General features: G+C 38.2%; 12 protein-coding genes and 1 pseudogene. 10 read left to right on the top strand and 3 right to left on the bottom strand.

Features of this window, described 5'->3' with window-relative positions:
- Nucleotides 1-4: 4 nt before the first annotated feature.
- The 5 genes from mreC (at nt 5) to tsf (ending at nt 4,715) form a co-directional block, all read left to right on the top strand.
- The gene (mreC, locus tag ACLV7Q_RS10120) at nt 5-823 is read left to right on the top strand and encodes a rod shape-determining protein MreC (protein WP_218757913.1); all 819 of its coding nucleotides are present in this window, start codon (nt 5-7) and stop codon (nt 821-823) included.
- On the top strand, nt 823-1,317 hold the full coding sequence (gene mreD / locus ACLV7Q_RS10115) for a rod shape-determining protein MreD (RefSeq protein WP_218757914.1): 495 nt from the start codon (nt 823-825) through the stop codon (nt 1,315-1,317). Before mreC ends, mreD begins: the two co-directional genes overlap by 1 nt.
- 93 nt (nt 1,318-1,410) lie before the next feature.
- Entirely contained in the window at nt 1,411-2,589 is a 1,179-nt protein-coding gene (gene pcsB, locus ACLV7Q_RS10110) for a peptidoglycan hydrolase PcsB (RefSeq protein WP_173283104.1), read from the top strand.
- Between the two features lie 226 nt (nt 2,590-2,815).
- Nucleotides 2,816-3,595, top strand: coding sequence for a 30S ribosomal protein S2 (rpsB, locus tag ACLV7Q_RS10105; protein WP_218757915.1), 780 nt, complete (start codon nt 2,816-2,818; stop codon nt 3,593-3,595).
- 79 nt (nt 3,596-3,674) lie between these two features.
- Complete coding sequence (gene tsf / locus ACLV7Q_RS10100; protein ID WP_050391223.1) at nt 3,675-4,715, top strand: translation elongation factor Ts; 1,041 nt, start codon at nt 3,675-3,677, stop codon at nt 4,713-4,715.
- Between the two features lie 121 nt (nt 4,716-4,836).
- On the opposite strand, the gene cysK is transcribed toward tsf, so the two are convergent.
- From cysK to ACLV7Q_RS10085, 3 genes and pseudogenes are all read right to left on the bottom strand, one after another.
- Entirely contained in the window at nt 4,837-5,763 is a 927-nt protein-coding gene (gene cysK / locus ACLV7Q_RS10095; protein ID WP_000029881.1) for a cysteine synthase A, read from the bottom strand.
- 96 nt (nt 5,764-5,859) lie between these two features.
- Nucleotides 5,860-5,952 (bottom strand): annotated as a pseudogene (locus ACLV7Q_RS10090) (PH domain-containing protein); the annotation flags it as partial.
- A gap of 96 nt (nt 5,953-6,048) precedes the next feature.
- The gene (locus tag ACLV7Q_RS10085; RefSeq protein ID WP_050242837.1) at nt 6,049-6,684 is read right to left on the bottom strand and encodes a YigZ family protein; all 636 of its coding nucleotides are present in this window, start codon (nt 6,682-6,684) and stop codon (nt 6,049-6,051) included.
- Nucleotides 6,685-6,739: 55 nt separating this feature from the next.
- Here ACLV7Q_RS10085 and ACLV7Q_RS10080 point away from each other — a divergent pair, with 55 nt between their 5' ends.
- The 5 genes from ACLV7Q_RS10080 (at nt 6,740) to rplI (ending at nt 11,883) form a co-directional block, all read left to right on the top strand.
- Complete coding sequence (locus ACLV7Q_RS10080; RefSeq protein ID WP_218757916.1) at nt 6,740-8,038, top strand: DEAD/DEAH box helicase; 1,299 nt, start codon at nt 6,740-6,742, stop codon at nt 8,036-8,038.
- Nucleotides 8,035-8,697, top strand: coding sequence for a ComF family protein (locus ACLV7Q_RS10075; protein WP_050224209.1), 663 nt, complete (start codon nt 8,035-8,037; stop codon nt 8,695-8,697). Before ACLV7Q_RS10080 ends, ACLV7Q_RS10075 begins: the two co-directional genes overlap by 4 nt.
- Nucleotides 8,698-8,776: 79 nt before the next feature.
- Nucleotides 8,777-9,325, top strand: a complete 549-nt coding sequence (hpf, locus tag ACLV7Q_RS10070; RefSeq protein ID WP_050142688.1) for a ribosome hibernation-promoting factor, HPF/YfiA family — start codon at nt 8,777-8,779, stop codon at nt 9,323-9,325.
- Nucleotides 9,326-9,460: 135 nt separating this feature from the next.
- The gene (locus ACLV7Q_RS10065; protein ID WP_175880402.1) at nt 9,461-11,434 is read left to right on the top strand and encodes a DHH family phosphoesterase; all 1,974 of its coding nucleotides are present in this window, start codon (nt 9,461-9,463) and stop codon (nt 11,432-11,434) included.
- Entirely contained in the window at nt 11,431-11,883 is a 453-nt protein-coding gene (gene rplI, locus ACLV7Q_RS10060; protein WP_000864214.1) for a 50S ribosomal protein L9, read from the top strand. The genes ACLV7Q_RS10065 and rplI overlap by 4 nt, the downstream gene beginning before the upstream one ends.
- The last annotated feature ends 37 nt before the right edge of the window (nt 11,884-11,920 follow it).

Below are 11,920 nucleotides of genomic sequence, written 5' to 3'. Positions count from 1 at the left end.
GGATATGAACCGTTTTAAAAAATCAAAATATGTCATTATTGTTTTTGTCACTGTTCTGCTTGTATCAGCTCTCTTAGCGACGACTTATTCAAGTACAATTGTGACAAAATTAGGAGATGGAATCTCATTGGTTGATAGGGTTGTACAAAAACCTTTTCAGTGGTTTGATTCTGTCAAATCAGATTTGGCTCATTTGACACGAACATATAATGAAAATGAAAGTTTGAAGAAACAGATTTACCAATTAGAAGTTAAATCAAATGAGGCGGAAAGTTTAAAGACAGAAAATGAACAATTGCGTCAATTGCTTGATATGAAGTCTAAATTGCAAGCCACAAAGACTTTAGCAGCAGATGTTATTATGCGTTCTCCGGTATCTTGGAAGCAGGAGTTGACCTTAGATGCAGGGAAATCAAAAGGGGCTTCTGAGAATATGTTAGCTATTGCAAATGGTGGCTTGATTGGGAGTGTTTCAAAAGTAGAGGAGAACTCTACTATGGTCAACCTTCTGACAAATACAGAAAATGCTGATAAGATTTCTGTTAAAATTCAACACGGCACTACTACAATTTATGGAATTATTGTTGGCTACGACAAGGAAAATGATGTTCTCAAAATTAGTCAATTAAATAGTAATAGCGATATTAGTACAGGCGATAAGGTGACAACGGGTGGATTAGGAAACTTTAACGTTGCTGATATTCCTGTTGGTGAAGTGGTTGCCACAACGCATAGTACAGACTATTTGACACGAGAAGTAACTGTTAAATTGAGTGCAGATACTCATAATGTGGATGTGATAGAATTAGTGGGGAATTCATAATGAGACAGTTGAAGCGGGTTGGAGTGTTTTTATTGCTCCCTTTCTTTGTTCTAATTGACGCCCATATTAGCCAGCTTCTGGGCTCATTTTTCCCCCATGTACATTTGGCTAGTCATTTTCTGTTTCTATTTCTATTATTTGAGACGATAGAAGTATCAGAGTATCTCTACCTAGTCTATTGTTTTGTGATAGGCTTGGTTTACGATGTTTACTTTTTCCATCTAATAGGGATTGCAACTCTCTTATTTATCTTATTGGGAGCCCTTCTTCATAAATTGAATAGTGTTATTTTGTTGAATCGTTGGACAAGAATGCTAGCCATGATTGTCCTGACCTTCCTGTTTGAAATGGGTAGTTATCTTTTGGCTTTTATGGTAGGGTTGACAGTAGATAGCATGTCAATTTTTATAGTCTATAGCTTGGTACCGACGATGATTTTAAATTTTTTATGGATTACTGTTTTTCAATTTATTTTTGAAAAATATTATCTATAAGAACGACATATAAATGTAACAAAGGCGTAATATTTATTGGAGTTTTTTTTGGTATACTAGTATTGTCTCAAACAGAAGGAGTATTTATTAACCATGAAGAAAAAAATCTTAGCCTCGCTTTTATTAAGTACAGTAATGGTTTCCCAGGCAGCAGTATTGACGACTGCTCATGCAGAAACGACTGATGACAAAATTGCTGCTCAAGATAATAAAATTAGTAACTTAACAGCACAACAAGAAGAAGCCCAAAAACAGGTTGATCAAATTCAGGAGCAAGTATCTGCTATTCAAGCAGAGCAATCTAACTTGCAATCTGAAAATGATAGATTACAAGCAGAATCTAAGAAACTCGAGGGTGAGATTACAGAACTTTCTAAAAACATTGTTTCTCGTAACCAATCTTTGGAAAAACAAGCTCGTAGTGCTCAAACAAATGGAGCTGCAACTAGCTATATCAATACCATTGTAAACTCAAAATCAATTACAGAAGCTATTTCACGTGTTGCTGCAATGAGTGAAATCGTATCTGCCAACAACAAAATGTTAGAACAACAAAAGGCAGATAAAAAAGCTATTTCTGAAAAACAAGTAGCAAATAATGATGCAATCAATACTGTAATTGCTAATCAACAAAAATTAGCTGATGATGCTCAAGCATTGACTACGAAACAGGCAGAACTAAAAGCTGCTGAATTGAGTCTTGCTGCTGAGAAAGCGACAGCTGAAGGGGAAAAAGCAAGTCTATTAGAACAAAAAGCAGCAGCTGAGGCAGAGGCTCGTGCAGCTGCGGCAGCAGAAGCAGCTTATAAAGAAAAACAGGCTAGCCAACAACAATCAGTACTTGCTTCAGGTAATACAAACCTAACAGCACAGGTACAAGCAGTATCTGAATCTGCAGTAGCACCTGTTCAGGCTAAAGTACGTCCAACATATAACACAAATGCCTCAACTTATCCAATTGGTGAATGTACATGGGGAGTAAAAACATTGGCACCTTGGGCTGGAGACTACTGGGGTAATGGAGCACAGTGGGCTACAAGTGCAGCAGCAGCAGGTTTCCGTACAGGTTCAACCCCTCAAGTTGGAGCAATTGCATGTTGGAATGATGGTGGATATGGTCACGTAGCGGTTGTTACAGCTGTTGAATCAACAACACGTATCCAAGTATCAGAATCAAATTATGCAGGTAATCGTACAATTGGAAATCACCGTGGATGGTTCAATCCAACAACGACTTCTGAAGGTTTTGTGACATATATTTATGCAGACTAATTAGAGAGAGGGACTCGAATAGAGCCCTCTTTTTTAGGTTTTACCAGAGACAATAACAATTAAAAATCCCATCAAAATAGCTTGAAAATATCGAAAAAGTATGGTAGAATAAAAATTGTCGTGTGAACGATAATACTCATTCTTGATGAATTGTGAAACAGTTGCCTTTAGGTCGTTTTGCGAGTTGAAGTCAAGAAGAGGAAAAAAACAAAAAGGAGAAATACTCATGGCAGTAATTTCAATGAAACAACTTCTTGAGGCTGGTGTACACTTTGGTCACCAAACTCGTCGCTGGAACCCTAAGATGGCTAAGTACATCTTTACAGAGCGTAACGGAATCCACGTTATCGACTTGCAACAAACTGTAAAATACGCTGACCAAGCATACGACTTCATGCGTGATGCAGCAGCTAACGATGCAGTTGTATTGTTCGTTGGTACTAAGAAACAAGCAGCTGATGCAGTTGCTGAAGAAGCAGTACGTTCAGGTCAATACTTCATCAACCACCGTTGGTTGGGTGGAACTCTTACAAACTGGGGAACAATCCAAAAACGTATCGCTCGTTTGAAAGAAATCAAACGTATGGAAGAAGATGGAACTTTCGAAGTTCTTCCTAAGAAAGAAGTTGCACTTCTTAACAAACAACGTGCACGTCTTGAAAAATTCTTGGGTGGTATCGAAGATATGCCTCGTATCCCAGATGTGATGTACGTAGTTGACCCACATAAAGAGCAAATCGCTGTTAAAGAAGCTAAAAAATTGGGAATCCCAGTTGTAGCGATGGTTGACACAAACACTGATCCAGATGATATCGATGTAATCATCCCAGCTAACGATGATGCTATCCGAGCTGTTAAATTGATCACAGCTAAATTGGCTGACGCTATCATCGAAGGACGTCAAGGTGAGGATGCAGTAGCAGTTGAAGTAGAATTTGCAGCTTCAGAAACTCAAGCAGATTCAATTGAAGAAATCGTTGAAGTTGTAGAAGGCGACAACGCTTAATTCATAATAAATAGTAATTACCTAGGAGGGCGGGGCTTAGCCCGGCTCTCCTATTTTTAAAAAATATAGGAGAATCAAAATGGCAGAAATTACAGCTAAACTTGTAAAAGAGTTGCGTGAAAAATCTGGTGCCGGTGTTATGGACGCTAAAAAAGCATTGGTTGAAGTGGAAGGCGATATCGAAAAAGCGATTGAATTGCTTCGCGAAAAAGGTATGGCAAAAGCAGCTAAGAAAGCTGACCGTGTTGCTGCAGAAGGTTTGACTGGTGTTTATGTTGATGGTAACATTGCAGCAGTTGTTGAAGTAAATGCTGAAACTGACTTCGTTGCGAAAAACGCTCAATTTGTTGAGTTGGTAAACGCAACAGCTAAAGCAATCGTTGAAGGAAAACCAGCTAATAATGAGGAAGCACTTGCTTTGACTATGCCTTCAGGTGAAACTCTTGAAGCTGCATACGTATCTGCAACAGCGACTATCGGAGAAAAAATCTCATTCCGTCGCTTTGCTTTGATTGAAAAAACAGATGCACAACACTTCGGAGCATACCAACACAACGGTGGACGTATCGGTGTTATCTCTGTAATCGAAGGTGGAGACGAAGCACTTGCTAAACAAATTTCAATGCATATCGCTGCTATGAAACCAACAGTTCTTTCATACAAAGAATTGGATGAGCAATTTGTTAAAGATGAGTTGGCACAATTGAACCACGTTATCGACCAAGACAACGAAAGCCGTGCAATGGTTAACAAACCAGCTCTTCCACACTTGAAGTATGGATCAAAATCTCAATTGACTGATGAAGTGATTGCTCAAGCTGAAGCTGACATCAAAGCTGAGTTGGCTGCAGAAGGCAAACCAGAAAAAATCTGGGATAAAATTATCCCAGGTAAAATGGACCGCTTCATGCTTGACAACACTAAAGTTGACCAAGCTTACACACTTCTTGCACAAGTTTACATCATGGATGATAGCAAGACAGTTGAAGCATATCTTGAATCAGTTAACGCTTCAGTAGTTGAGTTCGCTCGCTTTGAAGTTGGTGAAGGTATCGAAAAAGCTGCAAACGACTTTGAAGCTGAAGTTGCAGCTACAATGGCAGCAGCCTTGAATAACTAATTATAGAAAGGAAGTAAATTTGCTTCCTTTTTTCTATGCAGTCGATCCCTATAGGGAGAGCTTCCTATTTTCAAGGTAAAAATAAAAAGCCCTATAATAAGGGCCAATTGTATTTAGGAGATTAAACTTCAAATTCATAGAGTGCTGTAGAGAGATAACGTTCACCGTTATCTGGTGCTAGAGCAAGGACTTTTTTACCTGTACCTAATTTTTTGGCAATCTCGATGGCTCCGTAGATAGCTGCAGCTGAAGAAATCCCTACAAGGAAGCCTTCTTTTCCACCAATTTCACGTCCGAGTGCAAGAGCATCATCTGATGTTACACGAACGATACCATCATAGGCTTTAGTATCAAGTGTATCAGGAATAAATCCAGCTGAGATACCTTGAATTTTGTGAGGACCAGGTTTTTCACCAGATAGAATAGCAGATTCATCAGCTTCCACTGCATAAACTTGAATGTTTGAATTTGCTGATTTGAGTGCATGAGAAACACCAGAAATTGTTCCACCAGTACCCACTCCAGCAACAAAGGCATCTAGTCCATCTTTACCGAAAGCAGCTAGTATTTCAGCTCCTGTTGTTCTTTCGTGTACTTCTGGATTAGCTGGATTGTCAAATTGAAGAGGAAGGAAGCCATCACGTTCAGCAGCGATTTCTTGAGCCTTAGCAATAGCACCTTTCATTCCTTCGCTACCAGGCGTAAGGACGAGTTCAGCACCATAGGCTTGGATAATCTTACGGCGTTCTACACTCATAGTTTCAGGCATAACGATAACAACTTTATACCCTTTAGCAGCCCCTACCCATGAAAGTCCAATACCAGTGTTTCCACTTGTTGCTTCAACAATAGTAGAACCAGGTTTCAGAATACCGTCTTGTTCAGCTTTTTCAATCATGCTAAGAGCAATACGGTCTTTTACAGAAGAACCAGGGTTAAATGCTTCAAGTTTTACATAGACATCTGCAGCACCTTCTGGCACAATGTTGTTTAGTTTAACAATCGGAGTTTGACCGATTAGTTCAGTAATGTTGTTATAAATAGACATATGAATACCTCTTTGTATAAGATATATCTAGTATAACGCTATCTATACCATTTGTAAAATATAGAAATCCTATCGAAGTGATAGGATTTTTTTATATCACAGGTCTAAGCCATTAATTTTTAAGCGATTGTGATAGGCTAATTCTAGTAAATAGGTGTAAAGGAGAACGCTATCCGTTTTCTTTTTGAATCACTTCATTTTCTAGTAAGCCTTGGCAAGCGCCTTTTTATGTTGCTAATTAAAGTAGCGGTGGAAATATCAGTGAAACACTGTATTATCTATTGTTTACACTAAGTTTACAGGAACTTCAACTTCGCGTAAACCTTGGTCAGTTAAAGTGACTTTTCCATTAAAAAATTCCACAAGTGAAGCTTTAATAGTTTCTTTTTCTTCTTTATCAACATAAATCATCGTATCGACTTGATCTGTAAAGTTTGTATCTAGCTCCATGAGATCATGTTCTTTAAGAAAGTTACTATACTCTTGGTATTGAGCGTAAGACATTTGAATAGCAATGCCAGCCTGTTCTTTTATTTCAATAATACCAATTTCTTTGATAGCTAAGGCGACACTGCCGGCGTAAGCACGAATGAGTCCTCCAGCGCCTAGTTTAATACCACCAAAGTAGCGTGTCACGACCACACAGACATTGGTGAGATTGTGATTTTCTAGTACCCCAAGCATGGGAACGCCAGCAGTACCACTGGGCTCACCATCATCACTTGTACGTTTAATTTCACTACGTTCTCCAATAATGAAGGCAGAGCAGTTATGTGTCGCTTTGTAGTGTTCTTTTTTGATAGCAGTAATGAAGTCACGAGCCTCTTCTTCGCTATAAACACGCTTGGCATGACAGATAAAGCGGGATTTTTTGATTTCTTCTTGGACTTGACCGTCCTCTTTAATTGTTCTAAATTCCATGATTTAATTGTACTAAAAAATCATCTAAAGTGCTAGTTTTTACGAATAAAGAAGTATGAAAGTAAATCCAAATTATCTCGGTCATTTGTTTACGGAGAATGAATTAACAGAAGAAGAACGTCAGTTGGCGGAGAAACTTCCAGCAATGAGAAAGGAGAAAGGGAAACTTTTCTGTCAACGTTGTAATAGTGCTATTTTAGATGAATGGTATTTGCCCATCGGTGCTTACTATTGTAGGGAGTGTTTACTGATGAAGCGAGTCAGGAGTGATCAAGCTTTATACTATTTTCCACAGGAGGATTTTCCGAAGCAAGATGTTCTTAAATGGCGTGGTCAATTAACTCCTTTTCAAGAGAAGGTGTCAGAGGGACTGATTCAAGCAGTAGAGAAGCAAGAGCCAACTTTAGTTCATGCGGTAACAGGAGCAGGAAAGACAGAAATGATTTATCAAGTTGTGGCTAAAGTAATCAATGCGGGTGGTGCAGTGTGTTTGGCCAGTCCTCGCATAGATGTTTGTTTGGAGCTGTACAAGCGCCTGCAAGATGATTTTGCTTGCGAGATATCTTTACTACACGGAGAATCAGAGCCGTATTTTCGAACACCACTAGTTGTTGCGACGACCCATCAGTTATTGAAGTTTTATCAAGCTTTTGATTTGCTGATAGTGGATGAAGTAGATGCTTTTCCTTATGTTGACAATCCCACGCTTTACCACGCTGTCAAGAATAGTGTAAAGGAGAATGGATTGAGAATCTTTTTAACAGCGACTTCGACCGATGAGTTAGATAAAAAGGTCCGTTTAGGAGAACTAAAAAGACTGAGCTTACCGAGACGATTTCATGGAAATCCGTTGATTATTCCAAAATCAATTTGGTTATCGGATTTTAATCGCTACTTAGATAGGAATCGTTTGTCACCAAAGTTAAAGACTTATATTGAGAAACAGAGAAAGACAGCTTATCCGTTACTCATTTTTGCTTCAGAAATTAAGAAAGGGGAGCAGTTAAAAGAAATCTTACAGGAGCAATTTCCAAATGAGAAAATTGGATTTGTCTCTTCTATCACAGAAGATCGATTAGAGCAGGTACAAGCTTTTCGAGATGGAGAACTGACAATACTTATCAGTACGACAATCTTGGAGCGTGGGGTTACCTTCCCTTGTGTGGACGTTTTCGTAGTAGAGGCTAATCATCGTCTGTTTACCAAGTCTAGTTTGATTCAGATTGGTGGACGAGTTGGACGAAGCATGGATAGACCGACAGGAGATTTGCTTTTCTTCCATGATGGATTAAATGATTCAATCAAGAAGGCGATTAAGGAAATTAAGCAGATGAACAAGGAGGCTGGTCTATGAAGTGCTTGTTATGTGGGCAGATTATGAAGACTGTTTTAACTTTTAGTAGTCTCTTACTTCTGAGGAATGATGATTCTTGTCTTTGTTCAGACTGTGATTCTACTTTTGAAAGAATTGGGGAAGAGAACTGTCCAAATTGTATGAAAATAGGATTGTCAACAAAGTGTCAAGATTGTCAACTTTGGTGTAAAGAAGGAGTTGAAGTCAGTCATAGAGCGATTTTTACTTACAATCAAGCTATGAAGGATTTTTTCAGTCGGTATAAGTTTGATGGGGATTTCCTGTTAAGAAAAGTTTTCGCTTCATTTTTAAGTGCGGAGTTAAAAAAGTACAAAGAGTATCAATTTGTTGTCATTCCCCTAAGTCCTGATAGATATGCTAACAGAGGATTTAATCAGGTTGAGAGCTTGGTAGAGGCAGCAGGCTTTGAGTATCTGGATTTATTAGAGAAAAGAGAAGAGAGAGCCAGTTCTTCTAAAAATCGTTCAGAGCGCTTGGCGACAGAACTTCCTTTCTTTATTAAAAGTGGAGTCCGCATTCCTAAGAAAATCCTAATTATAGATGATATTTATACTACAGGAACAACTATAAATCGTGTGAAGAAACTGCTGGAAGAAGCTGGTGCTGAGGATGTAAAAACATTTTCCCTTGTAAGATGAGGAAAAAATTTGCAAAAATAGAATGAAAGCGTTATAATAAAATCATAAAAACAAAAATGTTTAGAAAGAAGGTACTCATATGATTAAATATAGTATCCGTGGTGAAAACCTAGAAGTAACAGAAGCAATTCGTGATTATGTAGTTTCTAAACTCGAAAAGATCGAAAAGTATTTTCAAGCTGAACAAGAGTTGGATGCTCGGGTTAACTTGAAGGTGTATCGTGAAAAAACTGCTAAAGTGGAAGTAACGATTCCGCTTGGCTCTATTACTCTTCGTGCAGAAGATGTGTCTCAAGATATGTATGGTTCAATTGACCTTGTAACTGATAAAATTGAACGTCAGATTCGTAAAAACAAAACAAAAATCGAGCGTAAAAATAAAAATAAGGTAGCAACTAGTCAATTATTTACAGATGCTTTGGTGGAAGATTCAAATGTTGTCCAGTCTAAAGTTGTTCGTTCAAAACAAATTGATTTAAAACCAATGGATTTGGAAGAAGCTATTCTACAAATGGATTTGTTGGGACATGATTTCTTTATCTATGTGGATGTTGAAGATCAGACAACCAATGTGATTTATCGTCGTGAGGATGGCGAAATTGGTTTGTTAGAGGTTAAAGAATCTTAATTTCAATATGTGTAAAGGTAGGTTTACTGAATTGTAAACCTCTTTTTTCTTATAATTGATAGAATTACTGATTACACTTTTAAAAAGTCGCTTTTTGAGGGTTATTATGGTATAATGGGTGCCAAGAGGTTTGGAATGAAAAAATTTTATGTAAGTCCAATTTTTCCTATTCTAGTAGGATTGATTGCGTTTGGAGTCTTATCCACTTTCATTATTTTTGTTAATAATAATCTGCTGACGCTTTTAATTTTGTTTCTTTTTGTAGGAGGCTATGTTTTTTTATTTAAGAAACTGAGAGTGCATTATACAAGGAGTGATGTAGAACAGATACAGTATGTAAACCACCAAGCGGAAGAAAGTTTGACAGCTCTATTGGAACAGATGCCTGTAGGTGTTATGAAATTGAATTTATCTTCTGGAGAGGTTGAGTGGTTTAATCCCTATGCTGAATTGATTTTGACCAAGGAAGATGGTGATTTTGATTTGGAAGCTGTTCAAACGATTATCAAGGCTTCAGTAGGAAATCCGTCTACTTATGCTAAGCTGGGTGAGAAGCGTTATGCTGTTCATATGGATGCTTCTTCCGGTGTTTTGTATTTTGTAGATGTATCCAGGGAGCAAGCCATAACAGATGAATTAGTAACAAGTCGACCAGTGATTGGAATTGTATCTGTGGATAATTATGATGATTTGGAGGATGCAACTTCTGAGTCAGATATTAGTCAAATCAATAGTTTTGTAGCTAATTTTATATCAGAGTTTTCAGAAAAATACATGATGTTTTCTCGTCGGGTAAGTATGGATCGATTTTATCTATTTACTGACTACACGGTGCTTGAGGGCTTGATGAATGATAAATTTTCTGTTATTGATGCTTTCAGAGAAGAGTCGAAACAGAGACAGTTGCCCTTGACCTTAAGTATGGGATTTTCTTATGGCGATGGAAATCATGATGAGATAGGGAAAGTTGCTTTGCTCAACTTGAACTTGGCTGAAGTACGTGGTGGCGACCAGGTGGTTGTCAAGGAGAATGATGAAACGAAAAATCCAGTCTACTTTGGCGGTGGGTCGGCTGCGTCCATCAAGCGCACTCGTACCCGTACTCGATCAATGATGACAGCCATATCTGATAAGATTCGTAGTGTGGATCAAGTGTTTGTAGTTGGGCATAGAAATTTAGATATGGATGCCTTGGGCTCTGCTGTAGGTATGCAGTTGTTCGCCAGCAATGTGATTGAAAATAGCTATGCTCTTTATGATGAAGAACAAATGTCTCCAGATATTGAACGTGCTGTTTCATTCTTAGAAAAAGAAGGAGTTACGAAGTTGTTGTCTGTTAAGGATGCAATGGGGATGGTGACCAATCGTTCTTTGTTGATTCTTGTAGACCATTCAAAGACAGCCTTAACATTATCAAAAGAATTTTATGATTTGTTTACACAGACCATCGTTATTGACCACCATAGAAGGGATCAGGATTTCCCAGACAATGCGGTTATCACTTATATCGAAAGTGGTGCAAGCAGTGCCAGTGAGTTGGTAACGGAATTGATTCAGTTCCAAAATTCTAAGAAAAATCGTCTGAGTCGTATGCAGGCCAGTGTTTTGATGGCTGGTATGATGCTGGATACTAAAAATTTCACCTCACGAGTGACTAGTCGGACATTTGATGTTGCTAGCTATCTCAGAACGAGAGGAAGTGATAGTATTGCTATCCAAGAAATCGCTGCGACAGATTTTGAAGAATATCGTGAGGTCAATGAACTGATTTTACAGGGGCGTAAATTAGGTTCAGATGTACTGATAGCAGAGGCTAAGGACACGAAATGCTACGATACAGTTGTTATTAGTAAGGCAGCAGATGCCATGTTAGCTATGTCAGGTATTGAAGCGAGTTTTGTTCTTGCGAAGAATACACAAGGATTTATCTCCATCTCAGCTCGAAGTCGTAGTAAACTGAATGTGCAACGGATTATGGAAGAGTTAGGCGGTGGAGGCCACTTTAATTTAGCTGCAGCTCAAATTAAGGATTTAACCTTGTCGGAAGCAGGTGAAAAACTGACAGAAATTGTATTAAATGAAATAAAGGAAAAGGAGAAAGAAGAATGAAAGTAATCTTTTTAGCAGATGTTAAAGGAAAAGGTAAAAAAGGCGAAATTAAGGAAGTACCAACAGGGTATGCGCAAAACTTTCTTATCAAAAAGAACCTAGCAAAAGAAGCGACTGCTCAAGCTGTAGGTGAACTTCGTGGTAAACAAAAATCTGAAGAAAAAGCTCACGCTGAGATGATTGCAGAAGCAAAAGCAATTAAAGCCCAACTTGAAGCAGAAGAAACTGTTGTAGAATTTGTTGAAAAAGTTGGTCCAGATGGTCGTACCTTTGGCTCTATTACCAATAAGAAGATTGCAGAAGAATTGCAAAAGCAATTTGGAATTAAGATTGATAAACGTCATATTCAAGTACAAGCTCCGATTCGAGCAGTTGGTTTGATTGATGTACCAGTGAAAATCTATCAAGATATCACAAGTGTAATCAATCTTCGTGTGAAAGAAGGATAAGTTTACACCTTCTTGACAAGATTGTAAAAGGAAGGGA

Source organism: Streptococcus mitis (assembly GCF_965111725.1).
GTDB lineage: Bacteria > Bacillota > Bacilli > Lactobacillales > Streptococcaceae > Streptococcus > Streptococcus mitis_DV.
The sequence above is the reverse complement of the archived record's forward strand: the minus strand, read 5'-3'. Positions and strand labels throughout refer to the sequence as shown.